Origin of the sequence: Flavobacterium sp. HJ-32-4 (genome assembly GCF_022532105.1) — a bacterium.
Lineage (GTDB): Bacteria > Bacteroidota > Bacteroidia > Flavobacteriales > Flavobacteriaceae > Flavobacterium.
In genome coordinates, this window is record NZ_CP092832.1 from 577,130 (window position 1) to 601,732 (window position 24,603).

At 52.9% G+C, this 24,603-nt stretch carries 19 protein-coding genes; 10 read left to right on the forward strand and 9 right to left on the reverse strand.

Features of this window, described 5'->3' with window-relative positions; translation table 11 throughout:
• The first annotated feature begins 117 nt into the window (after positions 1-117).
• A complete protein-coding gene (locus MKO97_RS02200) occupies positions 118-1,488 on the forward strand; it encodes a hydroxymethylglutaryl-CoA synthase family protein (RefSeq protein ID WP_241104441.1) in 1,371 nt (456 codons plus the stop codon).
• Here MKO97_RS02200 and MKO97_RS02205 read toward each other — a convergent pair.
• Positions 1,471-2,622: a hypothetical protein gene (locus MKO97_RS02205; protein WP_241104442.1), complete on the reverse strand. Its 1,152-nt coding sequence runs from the start codon at positions 2,620-2,622 to the stop codon at positions 1,471-1,473. The two genes, MKO97_RS02200 and MKO97_RS02205, sit on opposite strands and share 18 nt — an antisense overlap.
• On the reverse strand, positions 2,619-3,209 hold the full coding sequence (locus MKO97_RS02210) for a hypothetical protein (RefSeq protein ID WP_241104443.1): 591 nt from the start codon (positions 3,207-3,209) through the stop codon (positions 2,619-2,621). Before MKO97_RS02210 ends, MKO97_RS02205 begins: the two co-directional genes overlap by 4 nt.
• A gap of 122 nt (positions 3,210-3,331) precedes the next feature.
• On the opposite strand from MKO97_RS02210, the gene MKO97_RS02215 reads away from it, so the two are divergent.
• The 4 genes from MKO97_RS02215 to MKO97_RS02230 all read left to right on the forward strand — a co-directional run bounded on the left by MKO97_RS02215 (position 3,332) and on the right by MKO97_RS02230 (position 6,363).
• Positions 3,332-3,892 (forward strand): Crp/Fnr family transcriptional regulator, encoded by a 561-nt coding sequence (locus MKO97_RS02215; RefSeq protein WP_241104444.1) that lies wholly within the window; start codon positions 3,332-3,334, stop codon positions 3,890-3,892.
• A gap of 72 nt (positions 3,893-3,964) precedes the next feature.
• Positions 3,965-5,257: an aminopeptidase P family protein gene (locus MKO97_RS02220; RefSeq protein WP_241104445.1), complete on the forward strand. Its 1,293-nt coding sequence runs from the start codon at positions 3,965-3,967 to the stop codon at positions 5,255-5,257.
• Between the two features lie 130 nt (positions 5,258-5,387).
• Positions 5,388-5,537 carry a hypothetical protein gene (locus tag MKO97_RS02225; protein WP_241104446.1) on the forward strand — a complete coding sequence of 50 codons (150 nt, stop codon included), beginning with the start codon at positions 5,388-5,390 and terminating at the stop codon, positions 5,535-5,537.
• Positions 5,538-5,589: 52 nt separating this feature from the next.
• Positions 5,590-6,363 (forward strand): alpha/beta fold hydrolase, encoded by a 774-nt coding sequence (locus tag MKO97_RS02230; RefSeq protein WP_371820416.1) that lies wholly within the window; start codon positions 5,590-5,592, stop codon positions 6,361-6,363.
• Here MKO97_RS02230 and MKO97_RS15100 read toward each other — a convergent pair.
• The 5 genes from MKO97_RS15100 to MKO97_RS02250 form a co-directional block, all read right to left on the reverse strand.
• Entirely contained in the window at positions 6,355-7,677 is a 1,323-nt protein-coding gene (locus MKO97_RS15100) for a PD-(D/E)XK nuclease family protein (RefSeq protein ID WP_371820417.1), read from the reverse strand. The genes MKO97_RS02230 and MKO97_RS15100 overlap by 9 nt on opposite strands.
• Positions 7,607-9,112 (reverse strand): hypothetical protein, encoded by a 1,506-nt coding sequence (locus MKO97_RS15105; RefSeq protein WP_371820418.1) that lies wholly within the window; start codon positions 9,110-9,112, stop codon positions 7,607-7,609. The genes MKO97_RS15100 and MKO97_RS15105 overlap by 71 nt, the downstream gene beginning before the upstream one ends.
• A gap of 63 nt (positions 9,113-9,175) precedes the next feature.
• On the reverse strand, positions 9,176-10,570 hold the full coding sequence (locus tag MKO97_RS02240; protein ID WP_241104447.1) for an OmpA family protein: 1,395 nt from the start codon (positions 10,568-10,570) through the stop codon (positions 9,176-9,178).
• Between the two features lie 108 nt (positions 10,571-10,678).
• Positions 10,679-11,872: a glycine C-acetyltransferase gene (kbl, locus tag MKO97_RS02245; protein ID WP_241104448.1), complete on the reverse strand. Its 1,194-nt coding sequence runs from the start codon at positions 11,870-11,872 to the stop codon at positions 10,679-10,681.
• 20 nt (positions 11,873-11,892) lie between these two features.
• Positions 11,893-15,300, reverse strand: a complete 3,408-nt coding sequence (locus MKO97_RS02250) for a UvrD-helicase domain-containing protein (RefSeq protein WP_319800024.1) — start codon at positions 15,298-15,300, stop codon at positions 11,893-11,895.
• 50 nt (positions 15,301-15,350) lie between these two features.
• On the opposite strand from MKO97_RS02250, the gene MKO97_RS02255 reads away from it, so the two are divergent.
• Positions 15,351-15,959 carry a superoxide dismutase gene (locus MKO97_RS02255; RefSeq protein WP_241104449.1) on the forward strand — a complete coding sequence of 203 codons (609 nt, stop codon included), beginning with the start codon at positions 15,351-15,353 and terminating at the stop codon, positions 15,957-15,959.
• 54 nt (positions 15,960-16,013) lie between these two features.
• Here the strand turns inward: MKO97_RS02255 and MKO97_RS02260 are convergent, their stop codons facing one another.
• Both MKO97_RS02260 and rbfA read right to left on the reverse strand, forming a co-directional pair.
• Positions 16,014-17,216: an ABC transporter permease gene (locus tag MKO97_RS02260; protein WP_241104450.1), complete on the reverse strand. Its 1,203-nt coding sequence runs from the start codon at positions 17,214-17,216 to the stop codon at positions 16,014-16,016.
• 3 nt (positions 17,217-17,219) lie between these two features.
• Positions 17,220-17,612: a 30S ribosome-binding factor RbfA gene (gene rbfA / locus MKO97_RS02265; RefSeq protein ID WP_241104451.1), complete on the reverse strand. Its 393-nt coding sequence runs from the start codon at positions 17,610-17,612 to the stop codon at positions 17,220-17,222.
• Between the two features lie 512 nt (positions 17,613-18,124).
• Between rbfA and mce the strand changes: the two genes are divergently transcribed.
• From mce to MKO97_RS02285, 4 genes are all read left to right on the forward strand, one after another.
• A complete protein-coding gene (gene mce / locus MKO97_RS02270; RefSeq protein WP_241104452.1) occupies positions 18,125-18,532 on the forward strand; it encodes a methylmalonyl-CoA epimerase in 408 nt (135 codons plus the stop codon).
• 147 nt (positions 18,533-18,679) lie between these two features.
• Positions 18,680-20,416: a discoidin domain-containing protein gene (locus MKO97_RS02275; RefSeq protein ID WP_241104453.1), complete on the forward strand. Its 1,737-nt coding sequence runs from the start codon at positions 18,680-18,682 to the stop codon at positions 20,414-20,416.
• Between the two features lie 103 nt (positions 20,417-20,519).
• On the forward strand, positions 20,520-22,775 hold the full coding sequence (gene bglX, locus MKO97_RS02280) for a beta-glucosidase BglX (protein WP_241104454.1): 2,256 nt from the start codon (positions 20,520-20,522) through the stop codon (positions 22,773-22,775).
• Complete coding sequence (locus MKO97_RS02285) at positions 22,763-24,184, forward strand: glucoamylase family protein (protein ID WP_241104455.1); 1,422 nt, start codon at positions 22,763-22,765, stop codon at positions 24,182-24,184. Before bglX ends, MKO97_RS02285 begins: the two co-directional genes overlap by 13 nt.
• The last annotated feature ends 419 nt before the right edge of the window (positions 24,185-24,603 follow it).

Here is a 24,603-nt window from a genome sequence, read left to right on the forward strand (position 1 = left end):
GCGATTCAAAAAATCGTGTTAAGATTTCCATCATATCCGTAAAAAGTTGGGTGTAAAGGCACTCCGGGTTTCTTACAGCGTCCGGATATCGTATTTTTGCACCTCAAAATCCTACTTATGACTGTCGGAATCGATGCTGTTGCGTTTGATGTTGCCCGTATCCATTTACCTATCACGTCATTGGCCACTGCCCGTGGCATTGACCCGGAAAAGCTTGAAAAGGGACTCGGACTGACCCGAATGACCTTTCCGGATGTGCACCAGGACGCCGTGGTGTTCGCCGCGAATGCCCTCACGCGGCTCGCCCAGCAGGAAAACCTCGACTTCCGTACGATCACACGGCTGTATGTCGGGTCGGAAAGCGGCATCGACAACGCCAAGCCTATCGGGTCGTTCCTGACAGCATTGATGGAGCAACAGTTTGGCGACGGTGTGCTCGAAAACTGCGACACGGTTGATTTTACCTTCGCCTGTATCGGGGCGGTCGACGCGTTGCAGAATTGCCTCGATTATATCCGTCTTCATCCAACGGAAAAAGCCATTGTGGTAGCCACGGATTTTGCCAAATACGATCTCGGTTCCACAGGTGAATATACGCAGGGAGCCGGAGCCGTGGCGTTGCTCGTATCGGCACAGCCCCGGCTGCTGTCGCTGGGCACCGACTGGGCGGTAAGCACGAAAGGCGTGTTCGACTTTTTCAAGCCGTATCGCACGCTCGCCAAAGCGGAGATCCTCGGCGGAAAGGACAATACACCCTGGTTCGGGCACCTCGAAGCCCATCTCGAAATACACAAAGACCAGCCGGTATTTGACGGTCAATACTCGAACCAATGCTATATGGACCGCACGCGCCAGGCGTATTTTTCATTGAAAGGAAAAAAGAATGCTCCGGCTACACTTTACGATTCCTGGAGCCGTATCATCATGCACTTACCTTACGCGTTCCAGGGACGACGGATGCTGACGGAGATTTTTGCATTGGACGGTGACTTGTCACTCGACGCTACGGATGCCGAATTCCCGCAAAAACTCAAAGACCTGGCGAAATCGGATGCGTACCGTGGTTTCGTCACCGAGAAATTGCAGCCGGCGGAACGGGCGTCTTCCCTTATCGGGAACCTGTATACGGGCTCGATCTTTATGGGCTTGCTGTCGACACTGGCCGATGCGGCGGAAAAAAACACCGAATTGTCGGGATCGACTTTCGGCTTCATGGCCTACGGAAGCGGATCGAAGTCGAAAGTGTTTGAAGGAACGGTGGAAAATGGCTGGAAGTCGCAAATCGAAAAAATCCATTTGTTCGAAACCCTCGCGGCAAGCCAGGAAATGGATTTCGACACCTACGAATCATTGCACCGCAAAGAACGTGGGGAAAGCGTCCGAAAACCCGAAGGGGAATGGCGGTTGGCTTCCATTGAGACGACGCGTCCCAACCTCATCGGAGCGCGGTATTACGAATGGGTGGCGCCTTCACTCGAAGTCGTCTAAGAGAAAATGGGTATCATCCTGCAAAGCGGGAAGTTTCCGGATATCGATTGCCTTCCCGTTGAACAGCCAGCCCCTTTCGGGCACCTCGAGGCGTAACAAACTGTCTTTTCGGGAAAACTGAAAACGGCCGACCGTCTTTTTTCCTGCGTAATCCTCTACCAAAATAGCAGGGCCCACCACCTCGAAATGGTAATCCACAAGAGACCCTGTCGTATCCTGTAGGATCAGGTAATCGTGACTGTGGACAAAAAAACGCCGTATGCTGCCCGGCCGGGATGCTACTCCGGAAACCACTTCATAAGCACCATTTGGAAACGCACGGTGCCGGTCGGTCGGAAGTTGCTGCCAGATCGCCGTCACAACGATCGTCGATGCGAGAAACACCTGCTGCCACAGCGTCCAAACAGAACGGATCGACCATTGAGGGAACAGCCCGTTGAGCGATACAACGCCCTTCCCTGCGAAAAAACGACCAAGGGCGGGCAAAACAGGCCACAGGCAAAACAGGTTGAGCGCCGTAAGCAGCAATGAAAATAATTTGACAGATATATCGAACGTGAAGTTGAGGAGTACGATTCCCAGCAACACGAACAGGCACAAAAATAGACCCAGCACCCTTGTTCGTCCTAACAGCAACAGCAACGCAATGGCGCACTCTATAATGCCCGTCACCACATTGAAGGAGTGCGACGTGCCCACCGTGCTCCAGAAGAGGATGTCTTTGGTCAGTTGCCCGAAGGGCGTAAAAAGGACATTGGCTTCGGGGATGTAAAATTGTAATCCGAGTATTTTCCCGACGCCGTAACACAGCAGGACATAGGCCAGGTAGTAGCTACCCCCGATGCGGACCACTTTGGCAACCCGAAAGCCCGTCTTCAAAGCAGACAAAATCCAGCCCAGGGCGGCGGCCAGGATCGCGAGTAGGCCTAACAGTATCAAAAGGGACAGGGTGTCGGAAGAGAAATCGGCCGGCAGCGGATGGTCGTGTACAAAATAGGAAATATGGGTTACGAGATCCCCGAATACGAATAACGAAAGGCCTCGCTGCCAGCCTTCCCCTGCATCGAAGGGAAGGAAGAACATCGTTCCCGCAAAGAACAGCGCCGTTGCTGTCGAAACTACCCGCTGTATCACGCAGCCAGGGGCGTTTTCATACCCCGAAGTCGCCACAGTGAAAACGCCACGAGTCCAGACCCAAACGCGAGCATTAGTAACAATCCGACCTGCGGCCACTTGTTTGCAAAAGGAAGGACAACGCCTTTTTTCCTTGCTTTTTTGGGCGGTTTCTTGTTGTTGTCGTAGCCCACGAACACCACCTCTTCAATGTTATTCCGGAAATTATAGTCCCGCGCCAGGATGTTCTTTATCGAGTCAAGGGAATGGTAATTTGAAAATAACGGATGCCGACTGACCGTATCGCGACCCGCCGACCATTTTTCTGTTGACACGACCCTACAGGTGCTACGGTTTGTTTCGTCACAATATTCGCTCGTTACCAATATTGCTTTACCATCCGGCAGGCGGATGACGGAGTCAAGTTGTGCGTTCTTTACGGTCTCAGTCGGCGCGATTCCCAAATTGGACGCTTCCAGGTCGAAGGCCCGATGTTCAATTGCACTTCGGAAATGCCGCATGTCGCCGCTATGGCTGCGGAAGGAAATAAGCCGGGTTTGGCCCATTGCACAAAGTGACACCAATAAAGAAAACACCACTAACCTCATAACCAACGCTTTTGGGCAAAAGTATAAAAAAGCGCATACCCGCCTGACGCTTTAACAAAGCTATAAGACCATCCAACAATGCAAACTTCAATTATGTAATTTTACCAGGTCAACACAAGGCTATGTATCCCAAAAACGACCCTGACGACGCCAAAGCACTACGCCTTTTTATCGAGGGTGGCGCCGTGCATTTTGTGAAGAAGCGGTTTCGAAAAAACGAACTGATCGTTCGACAAGGCGAGGTATGTCCGTGGTTTTGTTATGTGGAAAGCGGAATACTACAGCATCTTATAGAGGTCGAAAATGGTGAAAAAACAACGTATTTGGCGCTGCGAAACACCTTTACCTCCTCACTCAGGAGTTTCCTTTCTGGAACGCCCTCTCGCAAGAGCATCAAAGCGATTGCCGACAGCACGGTTTGGGTCATCGACCGCCCGGGTTTTGAAAAACGCATGGCAGACGATCCCACTTTCCGCGATTATTACCACCAACTCATCGAGCGCCAGATCTGCCTCATCGATGAATACAGAATTGACCTGCTTACCCTAACGCCCGAGGCCCGCTACCGCAAACTGCTGGCGACTGAACCGAAATTGCTGCTAGAAATCCCGCTCCGCCACCTGGCGTCGTTTCTCGGGATATCCGACCGTCACATGAGCCGCATCCGGAAAAGTGTACGCTGATTTTTCGGCCAAATGGCGGCAAGCCGATGCGCCATTCTCGTTACATTTGCCTTATATACAAGTTTGCCCACCATGAAATACCATCCTATTCCCAATTCCCTGTTTATCAAAAACCGCCAGAAGTTCATGGCGCAAATGAAGCCGAACGCCGTAGCGGTTTTCAATTCGAACGATATTTATCCGATCAGTGCCGACAGCACCATGCCGTTCCAGCAGCATCGGGATATCTTTTACCTGAGCGGCGTCGACCAGGAAGAAAGTATCCTCGTGTTGTTCCCCGATGCGCCGTACCCGCACCTGAAAGAAGTGCTGTTCCTTACCGAAACCAGCGAGCACATCGCGATCTGGCATGGCGCCAAACTGAACAAAGACCAGGCATTTGAAGTGTCGGGAATCAAATCGGTGTATTGGCTACAGGATTTCGAAAAGGTCTTTTTTGAAATCATGACCTACGCCGAGACCCTTTATATCAACACGAACGAGCACTACCGTTCGGCCGTCGAAACGCAAACGCGGGAAGACCGCTTCATTGAATGGGCGAAAAAGAAATATCCGGCCCATACGGTAGCGAAAAGCAATCCGATCCTGCAGCGCCTGCGGTCGGTGAAGGAAGCGGAAGAACTTGCCCTCATCCAAACAGCCTGCGACATCACGGAAAAAGGGTTCCGGCGATTGCTGTCGTTCGTCAAACCGGGTGTGATGGAATATGAAGTGGAAGCGGAGCTGCTGCACGAATTCGTCCGCAACCGCGCGCGTGGTTTCGCCTATGGCCCTATCATCGCCTCGGGCGCCAACGCCAACGTCCTGCATTATGTCGAAAACAATAAAGAATGTAAAGCCGGCGACCTGCTGCTGCTGGATGTCGCGTCGGAATATGCGAATTATTCATCTGACCTGACGCGCACCATTCCGGTTTCCGGTCGTTACACCGCCCGGCAGAAAGATGTCTACAACGCCGTGCTGCGCGTGAAAACCGAAGCTACCAAAATGCTCGTGCCGGGCACGCTGTGGAAGGAATACCATAAGGAAGTAGGAAAACTGATGACGTCTGAACTCCTGGGTCTCGGCCTGTTGGACAAAGCCGACGTACAGAATGAAAATCCGGACTGGCCGGCGTATAAGAAGTATTTTATGCACGGCACATCGCACCACCTCGGACTCGACACCCACGATTACGGACTGCTGCATGAGCCGATGAAGGCGAACATGGTCTTTACCGTTGAACCGGGCATCTATCTCCCGGCAGAAGGTTTCGGCATCCGGATCGAAGACGACGTCGTGGTGCAGGAAACGGGCGAACCGTTTAACCTCATGCGAAACATACCGATTGAGGCCGACCACATCGAAACGTTGATGAATGCCTAGAAAAAAGCGGATGGAGCCCAGTTTCATCCGCTTTTTTGATTTAAACTGCAACGTTTCATAACAATCCCACAACAACGGCGGAACATGGAGGCGGTACCTTTACGGAGACGTGATCGTAATCCCCACTACCATGAGAACCCTACAATTTCCCTACCGGCTGACCGACGCGTACGACGGGCAGCAAGACATCCGCGAAGCCGAAAGCAACGACGAAATCACGGATATTACGGAAGACATCCAATACGATTGGTATAACTTCTATCCGGACAGCGCATTCTGAGCCTTTGTGTCGGGCAACGGAAGCCCTATATTTGCGCCTCAGTGTGCTTCGTATGACCTATAAAAACATCCCTGTTTCGTTTTCGGATACCGGCAAAGGTACGGCCGTCGTACTACTGCATGGTTTTCTCGAAAACAGCACCATGTGGAAGGCGCTCACTCCGGCATTGGCCCGCAAATACCGCGTGGTTTCCATCGACCTGCTCGGGCATGGCGGCACGGACTGCCTGGGGTATGTGCACGGAATGGAAGACAATGCCGATTTGGTGCATGCTGTCTTAGCCGAATTGAAGATCCGCAAGGCCGTGTTCGTCGGCCATTCAATGGGCGGGTATGTAGCCTTGGCCTTCGCTGAACTATATCCGGATATGGTAAAAGGGATTGCCCTGATCAACAGTACGTCACGGGCCGACAGTGAGGAGCGCCGTGTCAATCGCGATCGGGCCATCGTGGCGGTCAAGCAAAACCACGCGAACTTCGTGCGGATGTCCATTTCCAACCTCTTCAGCGCCGACAATCGGGCGCGGCTGGCAGACGTGATCGAAGAGGTTAAAAAAGAGGCCCTCTCCACGCCTTTACAGGGTATCGTTGCCTCTCTTGAAGGGATGAAAATTCGCAAAGACCGGGAGGTATTGCTCCACTTTGCGCCCTATCCCATCCTATTGGTACTCGGCGAAAAGGACGAAGTATTGAAATACGATGAGAATCGCGCGCAGGTCGAGGGAACCGATGTGCGATTGGTGACGTTTCCGGATGGGCACATGTCGCACATTGAAAACCGCGAAGAGTTGGAAAATGCACTGCTTGACTTCCTGAAATCACGCTAATACCGGCTCGGCAAACGGCACCGTCGGGTCAAGTATCTCCGAAAGCAACCCTACCAATGCCTCTTCATACGCTTCAAGCGCCATTCGGTCGATGACAGCAGGCACTTGTTCGCCTTTCATGCGGAATCCCAAAAATCCGGATTTGAGGTTTTTGAAGGATACCACACCGGCTTCCATCGGACTACCACCCGCCTCCTCTTCATACATATAGGCATACGCCAACACCTGGATGATTTTGTCATGTTCCGGCGCGATAAGCGCGTCCCAATCGCCCAACGTCAGGTTTCGTTGCTCGGCCCGTCCGGTCTTGAAATCGACGATTCGGATACGCCCATCCCGTCGCTCGATACGGTCGACATTTCCTTTTAACAATACCGGATACGGCAGACGTGGGTGGTGGATCCATCTTTGGTATTCCTGTTCAAGGGCCAACACCGTGATGTCTGCATTCTCGTCTACCAGCTGTGCTTTCTCCTGTTTCAGGTAATTCGATACGTGCCGACGGGCTACTTCAAACGCCAACAGGTTTTTGCCTTTTCGGATATCACCCTCACGGTAGACTTCGCGGAATTGATAGGCAACCTCATCATCCAGCCCCGCTTCGCAGCCTTCGATATCAGCCACCGTCAGGCGCTTGCCAATCAAGGGGCGGTAGAGTCGTTCCAGTGTGCCGTGTATGATAGTGCCCAGCGTGTTGACCGCGATATTCTCTTCGACCTCATCGGCCTCGCGGATGCGCAGGATCCGACGGAAGTAGAATTCGATGGGGTTGCGCACATAGGTGGTAAGGGCCGATGGAGAAAAACTGCTATTGGCAATCTCTCTCAACCGATCCTGGACCGCAGTCGACTTCTCAATAACAACGGGTGTCCCATCGCCCTCAGGAACCGGCGCGTTCCAGATCGTATGTGTAAGACGGTGGTTTGCCTGGGTTTCGATTTCGAGTTGGGTGATGAAGCGGCTCTTTTCGCCCGCGTCGAGTCCTTCGCTTTCCGTATTATACAGCAGATAGACGTGTTGCGCCCGTTGCAGCAGATGGTAAAAGTGGTACGTGTAAATCGCGTCTTTCTCTTTGTAGGTGGGAAGTCCGAGCTCGCGCTTCACATCATGTGGGATGAAGGAATTCGACGATTTCCCCGCTGGGAAACTTCCTTCGTTCACCGATGTCAGGATCACCGTATCGAAATCCAACACGCGACTCTCGAGAACACCCATGATCTGTAAGCCGCCGAGGGGTTCCCCTTCAAACGATACCTCGGCCAGTTGTACCGCCTGCCGATAGAGCGCGTAAACGGTTTTCCAGCGACGTGGCATAGGCGTGCGCGCCACAATAGTGGGCCAATTTGTTTAGGGTTTGGTAGAGTGTATAGACGAAAGCGCCTGTTATGGCGTCCGCATTGTCGTGGGTGTCGAGAGTATGACGTATGGCCAGCAGGAGCTCCGATAACCGGTTCAGGCTTTGTGTCGGAGCGCCGTCCCAACGTGAAAATACCAACTCGAAGATGGCATCCCTTTTGCCGAATAACTCGTGCAATCGTTCAGGGCGTACGAAGGTGAAGTTGTTCCGACGCAACACCGCCGCCAGCGCCCTGTAGTCGCCCAATCGCGTCATCATCGGATGGTCGAGGATTTCGAGCAGGTCGCGGTGGTAAAACACATAACCCGACTTTCCGGATGCGTTTACGTGCAATCGAAATATCCGGGACAAAAGGACCTGCACCGGATTGCCTTTTGCCGGATATCCCATTGTGATATTGAGGGCAGAAAAAGCGTCGGGAAGGGCGTGCAACACGGGAAGTAACAGGCTTTCGTCGCCCAAGACTACGGCTGTATGGTCGGCCACGTTGCCCGGTTGGGCCGCTTCCAGGGTTTCGAGAAGCGAACCTACGATATACGCCTGCCCGACCGCTTTCGGCGTGCCGATAATGTTGATCTCCTTAGGATCGGAAAAAGCCGTGCCCATCCATTCAAAGGAATGCGAGCGGTAGTAACGCCACGTATCGCGGTAGCGGCGCAGGAAAAGTCCGGCGTCGTGCAAAGGATCGTCAAGAAAAGTCTTCTCCGCATCCCAGATAACGCGTGCTTTTCCTGTAACTAAGAGATGCTGGAACAACGTCTCTTCTGCGGCATTGAGTGCGTTGAAGCCGGCAAACAGCAGCGTGCCGTCCGACAATGTGGCCGCCACATGCTCCAGATTGTGAATGGCTTCGCGGTAGAGCATCCCCTGGTAGCCTTTTCCCTCTGCACGCAGTTTCTGCTGGAGGCCGTCGTAGTAGAGCGGCAATTGTTGCCAGAAGCCGACATACTTCTCTATGAGAGGGGTTTTCTCGTCTTGCCCGATGTTCCAGCGTTTGATGTCATCGATATCTTTCAGGTACGAGAACACGCGATCGGGGTCGAGTAAATAACGGTCTATTTCATTGAAGTCCTGCAACAAGGTCACCGCCCAATTCGAGAACACGTCAAAAGGCTGCGCCTGCCCCACTGGCGTCACCTCAAGGTAAACAGCATAAAAAACGAACAACAACTCGACATTGTCAACGGCCTTCAAACCCGCCATCTCGGTGACCATCTCTTCGATGCTGACGATGCGCGGTGCCAATAACGGCTGTGGTGTTTGTTTGCGGATGGCTTCCAACAGGAAAATCCGGGCCCGTTTGTTCGGAAGCACCACGGTCAGGTCAATCGTGTGGGGATACTGCGCCAGGATATCGGCAGCAAGGTGATCGAGAAACGTGGGTTGGGCCATGCTATAAAAATAAAAAAACGCCCCGAATTACCGGGGCGCTTTTGCTTTTATTGAAGCGGAGGATTACTTGATCAGTTTAACCTCTACCCTTCTGTTGTTTGCTTTACCAGCTTTGGTTTTGTTGGTGTCAATTGGTTTTGACTCACCGAAACCTGCTGATGTCAGCCTGTCAGCTGCGATACCGTTCTGAACCAGGTAGTTTTTCACAGCACCTGCACGGTCTTCTGACAGTTTTTGGTTCTTAGCGTCTGATCCGTCGCTATCTGTGTGACCTTCGATGCTGAATTTAGCAGTTGGGTACTCTTTCAGGATCGCTACGATAGACTGAAGAACTGGATATGTTTGTTGCAGGAAGGTTGCTTTTCCGCTGTCGAACAGGATTACTTTAGCATACGCATTCAGTTGGCTGATTGCTGCTTCAGACATTTCAGGACAGCCATTGTTAGCTACAGTTCCTTTCACATCCGGACATTTGTCGTCTTTGTCAAGAACGCTGTCGCCGTCACGATCTGGCCATGGGCATCCACCGTTTTCTTTTGGACCTGCTGTGTCAGGACACTTATCAGACTTGTCGGTGATACCGTCGCCGTCTTTGTCAGGACAACCTTGAAGGTTCTTAAGACCTGCTACGTCTGGACAAGCATCAGCGCTATCCTGAACGCCGTCTCCGTCTGTGTCAGGACATCCCTGGAACTGTGGAAGACCTACAGTGTCTGGACATGTATCGTCTTTGTCAAGAACGGTGTCGCCATCGCGGTCAGGACAACCATTAAGTTCTTTCGGACCTGCATCATCCGGACATGCATCGTATTTGTCATAGATACCGTCGTTGTCTTTGTCGCTACCACCGAATTTGAAGGTCAGACCTGCAAAGTTCTGGAAATGGATAGGGAAGTTTGCCTGATTGTCAGCAAACGAGTGCTTGTACGTTGAACGAAGCTCAAGACCTACTGTTTCTGTGAACCAGAAAGTCACTCCGACTGAAGCGTTAGCCGTACCTTGGTTGTAGTCACCCATCCAGGTATAACCACCACCTACAGCAAGTGAAGGATCGAACCACTTGGCACCGATCATCTGCATGAAGCTATACTTGATCTGCGCATCAGCAGCGTAGTAGCTAAGGTCGCCAGGGTTGAACGTTTCGAAGTCTTTTGGATTTGAGGTGCTACGAACGACGAATTTGTCGATCTTGTTTACCGATCCGGTAACGCCGAAAGAGAATCCACCTCCTACATACTTACTTACTGTAAGGTATGAAACGGATGGAAGGATGTTCCAGTTGTCTTTAACACTGAAGAACTGGTCGAAACGGTGTAGACCGCCGTCACCAGCACCAGGCCTTGTACTAACGGCATTTGCACCGAAACTGACCGCCCATGGATTGTCAGCATCCTGTGCCTGGCTGCCGAAGCCCAATGCCAGAAGCGCCACGACCAGGAATTTGTTAAGGTTTTTCATACTTGATTTTATTTTTAGTTCTAAATATTAACACAAAGGTAAACTGTAGATTTTGAACGGCAAAAGTAAGTGTTAAAAAAATAACATATTTTTTCGCCCATCTTATAATTATATAACACCTAATTCTTTTCCTGCATCAACAAACGCTTTAATTGCTTTGTCAAGATGTTCCTGTGTGTGGGCTGCGGAAAGTTGCACCCGGATGCGGGCTTTTTCCCTCGGCACCACCGGGAAGAAAAACCCGATGACGTAAATGCCTTTCGTTAACAAATTTTCGGCCATACGTTGGGCCAGTTTGGCGTCGTATAACATAACAGGTACGATTGCCGAATCACCGTCGATGATGTCAAAACCGGCCTTCTTCATACCCTCCTTGAAATACTGGGTATTCCACTCCAGGCGGTCGCGAAGCGTAGTGTCTTTCTCCAACAATTCGAAGACTTTGATGGAAGCGCCGACAATGGAAGGAGCAAGCGAGTTCGAAAACAAATACGGCCGCGAGCGTTGGCGTAGCATTTCAATGATTTCTTTCTTTCCGGTAGTATAGCCTCCCATGGCACCGCCGAGCGCTTTGCCGAGCGTCCCGGTGATGATGTCGATCCGGCCCATCACCCCTTTAGCTTCCGGTGTGCCTTTGCCCGTTGCGCCAATAAAACCGGCCGCGTGGCACTCGTCAATCATCACAAGGGCGTCGTATTGATCCGCGAGGTCGCAAATTCGGTCAAGTGGCGCCACGAGCCCATCCATTGAGAATACGCCGTCGGTAACAATGATCTTGAAGCGGGCACCGGCTTCGTTCGCTTTGATTAACTGTTGTTCAAGGTCCGCCATGTCGCTGTTCTCATAGCGGAACCGCATGGCCTTGCAAAGGCGCACACCGTCGATAATCGAGGCGTGGTTGAGGCTGTCGGAAATAATGGCATCCTGCTCACCGAACAACGGTTCGAACACCCCGCCGTTGGCATCAAAGGCCGCTGCGTAAAGAATGGTGTCTTCCGTTCCGTAAAAATCGGCGATCTTTTTCTCGAGTTGTTTGTGGATGTCTTGCGTGCCGCAGATAAAACGCACCGACGACATCCCAAATCCGTGGGAATCAAGGGCGTCTTTCGCGGCCTGGATCACCTCCGGATGCGAGGAGAGCCCAAGGTAGTTATTCGCACAGAAATTCAATACCGTCTCACCGGTTGACACGGTGATTTCGGCTCCCTGCGGCGACGTGATGATGCGTTCCTTTTTGAAGAGTCCGTTTTCTTCGATGGCCTGCAATTCGGCCGTCAGGTGGTCTTTCAGTTTACCGTACATATGCTATAGTGTGTTTGTGCTTACAAAAGTACGACTTCCGTTTCCGCCCCGGTATATACCAGTGCCTTTTTCACTACGTCGTACCCCATTCCCTGCAGCAGCGAAGCGTAGTGCTCGATCTGCGTGAGATGGCTATTCGAACGTGCGCCGGTCTTGTAGTCTAGCAGACGGGCTGACTTACCCGAAAGCACGATGCGGTCTGGACGGGCGATGCCGGCGGGTCCCACGAGGCTGCGTTCGTTAAGGACGACGCTTTCGGCAGAGAAAAACGCCTGCAGGTCCGGATGGGCTACGATACCCTCGATATCGCGCGTGACTGTCTCGAGTTGATCGGGCGCCAGCCAGCCAGATGATACGGCGTCCTGCACGGCCCATTGGATATCGTCGGCTGTCCGCACGGATGCCAGTATCTCGTGTAACATCGTGCCATACGCGATGGCTTCCTGCTGCCGGGTGCCCCACATCAAAGCTTCGCGACGGGCAATGCGGATGGCCTGGAAGTCAAGCGGGCGCGCCACCCTTCTGATAGGGTTGGCCTGGCGCAGCGGCGCGGGTGTTGTCGACAGTCGCGTCGGGTTGCCAAAAACGTAGTCGGTACGATTGGATTCGAATAGTCCTTTTTGCTGTAGGTAGCCCAGGAAAAAACCAGATAAGGTGTTGGGTTTGGGTTCGCCTTTCGGACTCAAATTCAGTGAAGAAATGACATAGAGCTGTTCTTCGGCCCGGGTCAGTGCAACATACAGTACGTTGACGTTGTCAAGGAGTTCCTCTTGTTTTCGGGCGGTATACACCTCACGCGCGGCCGGGCCAAATTGCAGCACCGCGGAACTGCTGTCGACCAACACTTTGGGAAGGCCCAATTCAGGATCTTCGGCGTCGAGCCACAGCTTTTCACGGGGCTTTTTAGCGAAATCTTCCTCCGCAAACGGCATGATGACCACCGGAAACTCGAGTCCTTTTGATTTATGTATGGTCAGGATTCGCACGGCATCACGCCCTTCCGGCGACGGAATGCTGAACGTTTGGCCTTTCTTCTCCCAATAATCGAGAAAATCGGCAAGGCCGCCCTGCCCCCGTTGCTCGCGTTCGAGCACCAGGTCAAGAAAATACTGGGTGTAGGCATTGTGACTACCCGTAAGGAAGACACTGGCCAGCAAACCGGCCATTTCGTACATCCCTTTTGTTCGGGCATGGGAAAAGCGAAATGGTAGTCCTTCGCGTTCGAGCCACTGTTCGAGTGCCGTTTCGTCCCGGCAGTCGAGTCCGGCCGCGATGAAATCGTGCAACGGCGCTTTCCCGGCTTTTGAACCTATATGGAATAGGAACAACGCCTTTGATTCGGCATCGCCGGGATGGTTCAGGTAGCGAAACGCCGCGAGTAAGAGTTGCACTTCGGGTGCGTTGGCAATCAACAGCGTCTCTGATGACACGATTGGGATGCCCAACGACGTAAGGTAACGTGCCACCGCAATACCTTGCCCGGTTTTACGCGTCAAAACGGCTATGTCGGCATAGGAGAACCCGCGGCCTCGCACCTCCTCTATCGTGGCCGCCGTGGCTTTGGCAAACCGGATATCGGCCGTTTCGTCTTCGTCATCGGTAGCGATGGTGGGGAGGAAGGAAAGCCGCACGTATCCGCCCACTTTATCGTTTGTTTTTTGGGCGGCCCGGTTTTCATACAGGTCGGCATAATCCGGATGCTCGAAGGTACCCGAAAGGTAGCGGAAAAAATCGTTGTTGAAGTGGATGACCTCGGTAGCGCTGCGGCGGTTGGTTTCGAGTGAAAACAGCTTCCAGTCGGGATTCTTGAACGGATGTTTGCCTTTTGACAGCTCGATGAACTGTTCGGCTTTACCCCCGCGCCAACGGTAAATCGACTGCTTCGGGTCGCCAACAATCAGCAGCGTTCCCTTTTGTCCGTAGTCGTCGGTGCCGGAAAGGGCATTGTCAATCAACGGCACCAGGTTGCCCCATTGCATTTCGGATGTGTCCTGGAACTCGTCGATAAAGAAATGCCGGTAACGTTCCCCTATGCGTTCATAGATGAACGGCGCAGGTTGGTTCTTGATTTCGTTATGGATAATGGCATTGAACTCGGATATCGGCAGCAGGTTCTGCTCGTCGCGGATGACGGCAAGTTGCTGCGCGACGGTATTCAACAGCGACAAGGGTGTGATATTTCGCGTGAGGGCGGTATAAAAAAGATGTTTCGCGGCCAGTGCATTCAGGGTCACCAGCATTTCCAGCAGCGTGTCGGCGATGCCGTCGATAGCAGCTTTATCGGATGCCGGAGCCTTCGCCGGATACCGTTTTCCTTCGGCCGCTTCGAGGTATTTGTAATGGCCTTCCTTGATTTCGATGGCACCCTGTTGCACGCGCAGGAAGTGCTTCGGCACATAACTGCTGTAAAAAGAACTCGGGTCGATGCCGTGTTGTGTAATGAGCGCCAGCGCCTGGCCGGCCAGTTCGCGGCTTTCGGCTTCGATGGCGGTGAGGGTGTCGCGCAATCGGTCGCGGATGGTGCGGAACTGCCCGATGCTGGTTTCCGACAGCAAGGCGATTTCATGTCGGTTGGTTTCGCGTAGCAGCAGTTTGCCGGTATCGAGGATGTCGCGCGACACGTCCCAGCTTTTGTCGTCGTCGGTTTTTTCGAGGGTATACGACAGCAACAATTCAGTGAGTTCAGGATTTTCGCCCGCCTGGGCAATCACCGCATCGACCGCCTCGGCCAACAGGTTTTCGGTGTCGAGGCTGACTTCGAACGACAGCGGCAATTCGAGGTCGTGCGCGAAGGTACGGATGACCCGGTGCGTGAATTTATCGATGGTGGAAATATCGAAGGCCGCATAGTTGTGGATCAGGTGCCGCAGGATGGCATTTGCCTTCGCTTTCAACTGTGGAAGCGACCGCCCGGTTTCGTCGGCGAGCACCTCCATGAGCCGGACCGTCTTTTCCGATGGAGTGTCGGAAGCGAAGCCGACCAGACTGTCGACGATGCGCGACTTCATCTCGTGCACCGCCTTGTTGGTAAACGTGATCGCCAGGATGTTGCGATACGCGTCGGGGCGGTCGGCGGTGAGGATAATCCGGAGGTATTCCTTTACGAGCGTGTAGGTCTTACCCGAACCAGCGGACGCATCGTAAACGGAAAAAGAAGGCTGTTCGTAGCTCATGGTGTTTGCCTCGTAAATGTACGACTTTGGTGGAATTATTGTGGCGGTTGGATGGTAGAAGGATGCAGCCCGGATAGCAGCGGAAAGCCTTTCGAACGGGAGCGGCGCGGCGGCCGGACGGCGGGGGCGACCAACGGAAGCCGATGCCGGACGATGCCGCCGCCCGCGATCGGAGAAAGCTTGCAGCGGATAGCCGGATAGGCTGCCCAAAAAACGAAAATCGGAAAAATCATCGGGTGTTTTTTTGAATGCCATTAATCCGTAACTTTGATAGGATATTTACAAACCATTAAAAACAGACTATTATGGCTTTTGAGTTACCGAAACTGCCGTATGCCTACGACGCGCTGGAACCGCATATCGACGCGCGGACGATGGAGATACACTACACCAAACACCACAATACCTATGTGACCAACCTCAACGCGGCGATTGCCGGCACGGACATGGAGGGGAAAACGATCGAGAACATACTGATCAACCTTGACATGAAGAATGCGGCGGTACGCAACAACGGAGGTGGTCATTACAATCACACCCTATTCTGGAGCATCATGGGACCGAACGGCGGCGGAAAGCCGACCGGGGAACTGGCTGAAGCGATCGAGCGCGAGTTCGGCAGCTTCGACGAGTTCAAGGCGCGTTTCGCGAAAGCGGGCACCACCCGTTTCGGCTCAGGCTGGGCGTGGCTTTGCGTTCACAAAGGAGGAAAACTGGAAGTGTGCAGCACCGCCAACCAGGACAATCCGCTGATGCCTGACACCGGTTGCGACGGCACGCCGATTTTGGGTATGGACGTTTGGGAACACGCGTATTACCTGCATTACCAAAACCGTCGCCCAGACTACATCGAGGCGTTTTTCAACGTCATCAACTGGACGGAGGTCGCGCGGCGTTACGCGGTTGAAAAATAAAGGAGGAAGTACTCCAATAGAAGACCCGGCACCCAAAGCCGGGTTTTTTTATGCCTATTGGCGAAGGAGGGCGGCGCTGATGCGACGTGACGCGATGAAGGACGCCAGGGTGCCCAAAGTGCCGATGGTGGCAAACACGATCAGCACATTGACCATTTCGAACTTCACCGGATAGGGCTGCGTCATGGTAATCATAACAAGTTCAAACTGTTGCTGGACAAAAACAAGCAGTGCGCCGAGCGCGATGCCGAGGAGGCCTCCGAAAACCGTCAGCAACGTGCCCTGTAAAAAGAAGATGCGACGCAATTCGGGCAGCGTCGACCCGAGGCTGAACAAGGTGCGCAGGTTCGATTGCTTTTCGATGATCATCATGGTGAGCGCACCGACGAGGTTGAAGAGCGCGATGATGATAACGAGGGTGAAGATCAGATACAACACCAGGTTCTCGGTATTGAGCATGCGGTAGAGCGAGGCGTTGAGTTCGGCGCGGTTCTTAATCGTAAGCGACGGGCCGACTATAGTAGTGATGCCTTTGCGTACGGCGGCCTCGTCGGCACCGGGCGCGAGGGCGATTTCAAGCGAGGAAATACGGGTGGGCGGGTATGCGAGTATCGCCTGCACGAGGCGGATGTCGGCGAAGACATATTGGCTGTCGAGATCCTCGCTGAGGGCGAAGAAACCTACCGGTACCAATTTGGCGCGGGTGAGTGCCTCGTCGGGCGAATCAATGGTGCCTGTTCCGGGTCGCGGCACGTAGACCTCGAGTAAGTTATTGGCATCGACGAGTCCGATAGAAAGACGGTCGAGGATGCCGTAACCGACGACGCACTCAATGGTTTCGGGTGTCCACCATTGCCCATCCTGCAGGGATTTCTCTACGGTGCTTACCTTATTATAAAGCGTATCGGTGCCTTTGAGGTAGGCGACCATTTCCTTTCCTTTGAACGAGAAGAGCACCCGTTCTTCGACGGTTTTGCTTACCTGCGCGATACCTTTCACCTGCCGAAGCGCCCGTTCCTGTGCGGGCGTAACGGTAAACGTCTTGCCGATGCGGGCGGTAGCTTTCAGGTCGGGGTCGGAGGTGTTGGAAAAAGAAAGGCTGAAATCGACGAGTCCGCTGAACACCGACATCACCACGAACAGCGCCATCGCACCCGCTACGACGCCGATGGCCGCGATGCGGTTGATGATGTTGATCGCATTGTTCTTGCTGGCACTCCGAAGGTAACGCTTCGCGATGTAGAGCGGGAAATTCACGTGTCAGGACTTTTTCCGACGGGCCAACAGTTCGGGGTTTTCGAGTGGGTTATCGGCACCCGTAAGCGCACGGTCAATCTTGGCGATATACTCGAGTGAGTCGTCGATGAAGAATTGCAGGTTCGGCACTTTGCGCAGTTGTTGCCGTACGCGTTGTGCAAGGTCGTGTTTGATGAGAGGCCCGTTCGACTTAATGGCGGCGAGGGTAGCCTGTGCCTTGTCGCTTGGGAAAATACTCAGGTAGACGTTGGCAATGGAAAGGTCGCTGGTAACCGCCACTTTCGAAACGGAAATCACCAGGTTCGGGATGGCGTTTTTGCGCACTTCCCCCTGCAGGATGTCGACCAGATCTTGCTGCAAGAGGCCTCCTATTTTCTTTTGTCTGTTCGTTTCCATGGGGCAAAGATACGGAAGAGAGTTGGGAGTTGGGAGTTCAGGGTTCATAGTTCATGGTTCATAGTTGATGGTTCAGGGTTCAGGGTTCAGGGTTCATAGTTCGTAGTTCATGGTTCATGGTTCGTGGTTGAGGTTGAGGGACGATGGTTCATGGCATTGGGTACGATAGCGGGCTGACACCTTGCAGGGAGCCATTGCACCACAAACCGGAATGCTGTATCTTGCATCCCGCAATTTCTCAGTTACTCAGTTACTCAGTTACTCAGTTACTCAGTTACTCAGTTACTCAGTTACTCAGTTACTCAGTTACTCAGTTACTCAGTTACTCAGTTACTCAGTTACTCAGTTACTCAGTTACTCAGTTACTCAGTTACTCAGTTACTCAGTTACTCAGTTACTCAGTTACTCAGTTACTCAGTTACTCAGTTACTCAGTTACTCAGTTACTCAGTTACTCAGTTACTCAGTTACTCAGTTACTCAGTTACTCAGTTACTCCTTACCCCTCCCTCCCATGAACAAAATCGAACACCTCGGAATCGCTGTCAAAGACCTCGCCGCTTCGAATGCCCTTTTCGAAAAACTGCTGGGTGTGGCGCCGTATAAAATGGAAGAAGTAGAAAGCGAAGGCGTGCGCACCTCGTTTTTCCTGTCGGGACCGAACAAGATCGAATTACTGGAAGCCACGCATGACGATAGCCCGATTGCAAAATTCCTGGAGAAAAAAGGGGAAGGCATCCACCACATCGCCTTTGACGTAGACGACATCGCAGCGGAAATCGCCCGTTTGAAAGGCGAAGGGTTTACTGTTTTGAACGAAACACCCAAGAAAGGTGCCGATAACAAACTCGTGGCCTTCCTACATCCGAAGGGAACGAATGGCGTTTTGGTGGAGTTGTGCCAATCCATCACGCCGGAATAGCGATGATGTAGTGTTACTGCCGCCTAACGTGGTCAAAAAGCAGTAAATACGCGAAAAAAATTAGGGGTTGATGTAGTTTTGAGAAGGTACGCGATCAGCGCCCTCATTTCTCTTTTCGTTATTTTAGCGCTACCAACCACACAAACCATGAAGTATTTTTTCGCACTAGTGGCAGCCGTATGGTGCCTATCCGCCACGGCCCAACAACAAACCTTCTGTAACCCCATCAATGTCGATTATGGTTACACCCCCTTCGAGAGTTTTACCGAATGGGGGCGCCATCGCGCCACGGCCGACCCGGTAGTGGTGAACTACAAAGGCGACCTTTACCTGTTTTCAACCAACCAATGGGGCTATTGGCACAGCAACGATATGTTGAACTGGAAGTTCCACGAAAAGCGTTTCCTCCGCCCCTGGAACCCTGAAAAAGATGAACTGTGCGCACCGGGTGTAGGCGTTATCGGCGACACGATGGTGGTGTTCGGCAGTACCTATAAAAAGAACTTCAGTCTGTGGGGCAGCACCGACCCCGAACACAACAAATGGTTCGTTATCAAAGACTCGCTTGAAATCGGCGGCTGGGATCCGGCCTTTTTTACCGACGACGATGGCCGCTTTTATATGTACAATGGCAGCAGCAACCGCTACCCGGTGTGGGGCGTCGAGCTGAACCGCAAGACGTTTGAGCCGATTGGCACCCGCATGCCGATGTATCTTTTGGAAGACTGGCGCTACGGTTGGCAGCGTTTTGGGGAATATATGGACAATACCTTCCTCGATCCGTTCATTGAAGGGGCGTGGATGACGAAGCACAACGGCAAATACTATTTCCAGTATGGTGCGCCCGGCACCGAATTCAGTGGCTATGCCGATGGTGTTGTCATGGGAAGTAAACCGCTGTTCGACGGCATACAGACCTTTCCTCAATCGGACCCACTGAGTTTCAAGCCCGGCGGGTTCTCGCGGGGAGCCGGACACGGATCGACTTTTCAGGATAAATACGGCAATTACTGGCACATCTCGACCAGCATCGTGTGCGTCAAAAACACCTGGGAGCGACGCATGGGTATCTGGCCGACCGGGTTTGACAAAGACGATGTGATGTGGTGCAACACGGCCTTCGGCGATTATCCGCAGTACCTGCCGGAGGCGCGCAAAGACGGCAAGACCTTTCCAGGATGGATGCTGCTGAACTACAAAAAACCGGTGACGGTATCGTCGACGCTGGGCAGTTTCTTCGCCAATAATGCCGTCGACGAAAGCATCAAAACCTATTGGAGCGCCAAGACGGCGAACCCGGGCGAATGGATCCAGAGTGATCTCGGACAAGTCTGTACCGTCAATGCGATCCAGATTAACTATGCCGACCAGGACGTGGAATTCCTGGGTAAACAAACCACTACCTACCACCAATACCGTCTCTATTGCTCGAATGACGGCAAGAAGTGGACCTTACTTGTAGATAAAAGCAAGAACAAAACGGATGTGCCGCACGACTATGTCGAACTCGCCCAACCGATAAAAACCCGTTTTATCAAACTCGAAAACCTGCACATGCCAACCGGGAAGTTCGCCATCAGTGGACTTCGGGTCTTCGGAAATGGCGGCGGCGCGAAACCCGACGCGGTAAAAGAACTGATCGTCCTGCGCACCGAGAAAGACAAACGCAGCGCCTACATCAAATGGTCGCCGGTGGATAATGCATACGCCTATAACCTGTATTACGGAACCGCTCCTGATAAGCTCTACAACTGCATCATGGTGCACGACTTCAACGAGTATTGGTTCAAGGCGATGGACCTTCAGAAAACCTATTATTTCACCATCGAAGCCATCAACGAAAACGGCGTGTCCGAGCGTACACCGGTTAAAAAAGTAGAGTAAGTGATCGCAGTGCCGACAGCGCCTCCGTTTGGGGGCTTTGGGGTTTGACACTTCCTCACCCTTCGGACCTGACCAGAAATTTAGGACCTCTTATTTCCCTCTAATGAAACACTTGTATGCACTTCTGTTGCTGGGCGCCTCGTTTAGCTACGCACAGAACACCACCAAAGACGCCTTCCTCGACCAATTGCTGTCTAAAATGACGCTTGAGGAGAAGATCGGGCAGCTTAACCTCATCTCACCCCCGGGGGATATCTCTACCGGGGCCGCCGTCAGTTCTGATGCTGAAAAGTACATCATCGACGGAAAACTCGGCGCCGTCCTTAATATGACTTCTATCGATCGCATCCGCAAAACGCAGGAAATCGCGGTTACGAAAAGCCGCCTGAAAATCCCGCTTTTGTTTGGGTTGGATGTCATCCATGGCTATAAAACACAATTCCCGATCCCACTTGGCCTTTCTGCCACCTGGGATCCCGAAGCGGTGCAACGGGCTGCGCGCATTGCCGCGACGGAGGCCACCGCAGATGGTATCGACTGGACCTTCTCGCCCATGTGCGACATCAGCCGGGATCCACGTTGGGGACGTGTGGCCGAAGGATTTGGGGAAGACCCCCTCCTGGGCTCGAAAATGGCGGCCGCCATGGTAAAAGGCTATCAGGGACAATCGCTATCGTCACCTAACAGCATCCTGGCCTGCGTAAAACACTTTGCTTTGTATGGCGGTGCCGAAGCCGGACGCGACTACAATACGGTCGACATGAGCCTGAACCGGATGTATAACGAGTACTTCCCTCCGTATAAAGCCGCGGTTGACGCAGGTGCCGGCAGTGTCATGACGTCCTTCAATGACATCAACGGCGTTCCGTCGACGGCCAATAAGTGGTTGCTGACAAACGTGTTGCGCGACCAATGGCATTTCGGCGGTTTCGTTGTCACGGATTTTACGGCCATCAAGGAACTTATTGCGCACGGACTCGGCGACAGTCCACAGGTGGCGGCCCGATCGCTCAAAGCCGGAACCGATATGGACATGGTCGGTGAAGACTTCCTAAACACCCTGGCCACATCCGTGAAAGAAGGCAAAGTGACCGTCGCGGATATCGACCATGCCTGCCGTCGTATCCTTTCCATCAAATACGACCTCGGACTCTTCCGCGATCCCTTCCTCAGACTCGACACCAAACGCCGTGATACGGAAATTTTCACCCCCGCCAACCGTTCTGAGGCGCGGCGCACGGCAGCTTCGTCTTTCGTGTTAATGAAAAACGAACGGAAAGCGTTGCCCCTGCCCACATCCGAACGGGTAGCCTTTATCGGACCGTTGTTGGATGATAAAGCCAATATGCCCGGAACCTGGGCGGTGGCCGTGGAATCCGACAAGGCCGTTACGCTGAAACAAGCCCTGAACGAACGTACTGACCGTGAACGATTTTCCTTTGCCAAAGGCTGTAACCTTACGGATGACCCGAAAATGGCCGAAAATGTCTGGATCAAGACGCCGATTGACAATCCGGAGAAGTTGTTGGCGGAGGCGCTGGCCGTTGCGAAAAAAGCCGACCGCATCGTATTAATATTGGGCGAAGCCTCAGAAATGACCGGGGAAAGTGCCAGTCGCTCCGACATCGCCTTCCCGGAAAACCAATTGAAACTGGTGGCGGCAATGCGGGCACTGGGGAAACCTATGAGTGTTGTGCTGTTCACCGGCCGGCCACTTGACCTCACAAAATTGCTGCCGCTCACCGACGGGTTGCTGAACGTGTGGTTTCCGGGGACCGAAGCGGGCTATGCGATTGCCGACGTGCTGTTCGGAGACGTCAATCCTTCCGGCAAACTTACGATGACCTTCCCGAGGGCGGTGGGTCAGGTGCCGATCTATTACAACCACAAAAACACCGGCCGTCCGATTGGCAACCTGGACGGCAAATTCGAGAAATACCGTTCAAACTACCTTGATGTTCGCAACGAACCACTGTTTCCGTTTGGGTTTGGCCTGAGCTATACGACCTTCGAGTACTCGAAACTGACCGTATCGAAAGAGCGACTGAACGGCAACGAAACCCTTCGGGCGAGCATTACGGTCAAAAACACCGGACGTGTTGACGGCACGGAAGTCGTTCAATTGTACATCCGCGACCAGGCCGCCAGCATTACCCGGCCGGTTAAAGAACTCAAAGGCTTCCAGAAAATCAGCCTTGCCAAAGGGGAAAGCCGCGTGATCAGTTTTGACATCACGCCTGAACTACTGTCCTTTTACAATGAAGACCTTATTTTTGATTGGGAAGCGGGCGCATTCGACATCATGATTGGCACCGATTCTGAAAACCTCCAAACCAAAACCGTAGTATGGGAAAAATAACCCTCTCCGCCCTGCTGCTCTCGTGTGCAGCGCTGTTTGCACAGAAGCCGAACGAAGCGAATGTCACCGAAAAAATCCCCGTGGTGGGTGTCGTCAAAGGACTGACCGACGAACAATTGATGGAAACCGTGCAACGGCAAACGTTCCGGTATTTCTGGCACTACGGCCACCCAGTATCGGGAATGGCCCGCGAGCGTAGCAATACCGTTACCTGCAACTATTATTGGGATTACATCAATGAGGCCTGGGACGAGCCCAACCTCAGCAAGGGCACCTTCGGCCCCGAAGCGATTGCCGTGGGAGGCACGGGCTTCGGCATCCTATCCACCGTAATTGCCGTCGAGCGGAAGTGGATCAGCCGCGAGGCCGCACTTGACCGTTTGATCCAGATTGCGGACTTTCTCACGAAAGCGGATCGGTTCCACGGTGCCTTCCCGCACTTTATGGACGGTGCAACAGGTAAGACCATCCCTTTTGGCCGTCTGGACGATGCGGCCGACCTGGTCGAAACCTCCTATCTAATGATGGGATTCCTGTGTGCCCGCGAATATTTTGATGGAAAGACGCAGAAGGAAGTGTACCTCCGCCGTCGTATCAACGATATGTGGGACACTATCAACTGGAAATGGTTCACCAACAACGAGCCCAAGCTTTACTGGCATTGGTCGCCCTATCAGGGCTTCGACATGAACTTCCCGATCTGGGGGTGGAACGAGGCACTGATCACGTATATCGTTGCCGCATCGTCGAACTGGCATGCCATTCCGAAGTCGGCTTACGACGGTACCTGGGTCGGAAGCCAGGGGTTCCGGAATACACAAAAGTATTACGGACTCGAACTCCCCTTGGGCAATTACGGAGAAGACAAGGGCGGTCCTTTGTTCTTCGAGCAGTACACCTTCCAGGGAATCGACCCTAACGGTTTGAAGGACTCGCTGGGCATCGACTACGCCCTGCAAGCCCGCAACCATACGCTGATCAACCGGGCCTACTGTATCGAAAATCCGAAGAAATTCAAAGGGTATAGCAGTAAATGCTGGGGATTGACGGCTGGCGACAGCTATAAAGGATACGTCGCGCACAGTCCGTCGAGCGACAAAGGCGTCATCCAGCCGACCGCCGCCATTTCGTCGATGCCTTTCACGCCGAAGGAAAGCATGGAAGCGATGCGGTATTTCTATGAAGAACTGGGTGGTAAGATTTGGGGCGAATACGGCTTTCATGACGGTTTCGACCTCGGACACGACTGGTCGTCGAACACCTATCTGGCGATTGACCAGGGGCCGATTGTGGTGATGATTGAAAACCACCGCAGCGGCCTGATATGGAAACTCTTCATGAAGATTCCGGAAATACAGAGGGGATTGAAGCGATTGGGATTCCGGAGTCCGTATTTCGAGAAGAAGTAAAGAAAGAGATCGGAAGTTGGGGAGATCGGAAGTTCGGAAGACGGAAAGTCGGGAAGAGACGGATATAACCTGCAAGGTTTTCATAACCTTGTAGGTTTTAATGGAGATCGGAAGATGGGGACTCCGAAAGAGAACGATACAACCTGCAAGCGTTTTATAACCTTGTAGGTTTACGAGAAAATTGGAAGATCGGAAGAATCCGCATGGAAACCTAAAAACCGATTTAACCTAAGCCTTTATACCACCCAAAAACCATGATACATTTTAAGAAAATATGCGGGTTTCCCGTACCCACAATTCCGACGCATTTCGTAGCGACTGCCATGGCCCCTCCCCAATGCCAAACTACCGATTCCACCGCACACGGCCGTGCGGGAAAACCGTACTTATTGTTAAACTATGAAGACGGAAAACAATGC

What these genes read in the sequence shown, in the direction of transcription:
- MKO97_RS02215 (WP_241104444.1), top strand. Translation starts at nt 3,332, where the DNA reads ATGTATCCCAAAAACGACCCTGACGACGCCAAAGCACTACGCCTTTTT.
- mce (WP_241104452.1), top strand. Translation starts at nt 18,125, where the DNA reads ATGAACAAAATCGAACACCTCGGAATCGCTGTCAAAGACCTCGCCGCT.
- MKO97_RS02230 (WP_371820416.1), top strand. Translation starts at nt 5,590, where the DNA reads ATGACCTATAAAAACATCCCTGTTTCGTTTTCGGATACCGGCAAAGGT.
- MKO97_RS02240 (WP_241104447.1), bottom strand. Translation starts at nt 10,570, where the DNA reads ATGAAAAACCTTAACAAATTCCTGGTCGTGGCGCTTCTGGCATTGGGC.
- rbfA (WP_241104451.1), bottom strand. Translation starts at nt 17,612, where the DNA reads ATGGAAACGAACAGACAAAAGAAAATAGGAGGCCTCTTGCAGCAAGAT.
- MKO97_RS15100 (WP_371820417.1), bottom strand. Translation starts at nt 7,677, where the DNA reads ATGCCACGTCGCTGGAAAACCGTTTACGCGCTCTATCGGCAGGCGGTA.
- MKO97_RS02200 (WP_241104441.1), top strand. Translation starts at nt 118, where the DNA reads ATGACTGTCGGAATCGATGCTGTTGCGTTTGATGTTGCCCGTATCCAT.
- MKO97_RS02285 (WP_241104455.1), top strand. Translation starts at nt 22,763, where the DNA reads ATGGGAAAAATAACCCTCTCCGCCCTGCTGCTCTCGTGTGCAGCGCTG.
- MKO97_RS02210 (WP_241104443.1), bottom strand. Translation starts at nt 3,209, where the DNA reads ATGAGGTTAGTGGTGTTTTCTTTATTGGTGTCACTTTGTGCAATGGGC.
- MKO97_RS15105 (WP_371820418.1), bottom strand. Translation starts at nt 9,112, where the DNA reads ATGGCCCAACCCACGTTTCTCGATCACCTTGCTGCCGATATCCTGGCG.
- MKO97_RS02220 (WP_241104445.1), top strand. Translation starts at nt 3,965, where the DNA reads ATGAAATACCATCCTATTCCCAATTCCCTGTTTATCAAAAACCGCCAG.
- kbl (WP_241104448.1), bottom strand. Translation starts at nt 11,872, where the DNA reads ATGTACGGTAAACTGAAAGACCACCTGACGGCCGAATTGCAGGCCATC.
- MKO97_RS02250 (WP_319800024.1), bottom strand. Translation starts at nt 15,300, where the DNA reads ATGGCATTCAAAAAAACACCCGATGATTTTTCCGATTTTCGTTTTTTG.
- MKO97_RS02225 (WP_241104446.1), top strand. Translation starts at nt 5,388, where the DNA reads ATGAGAACCCTACAATTTCCCTACCGGCTGACCGACGCGTACGACGGG.
- MKO97_RS02275 (WP_241104453.1), top strand. Translation starts at nt 18,680, where the DNA reads ATGAAGTATTTTTTCGCACTAGTGGCAGCCGTATGGTGCCTATCCGCC.
- bglX (WP_241104454.1), top strand. Translation starts at nt 20,520, where the DNA reads ATGAAACACTTGTATGCACTTCTGTTGCTGGGCGCCTCGTTTAGCTAC.
- MKO97_RS02255 (WP_241104449.1), top strand. Translation starts at nt 15,351, where the DNA reads ATGGCTTTTGAGTTACCGAAACTGCCGTATGCCTACGACGCGCTGGAA.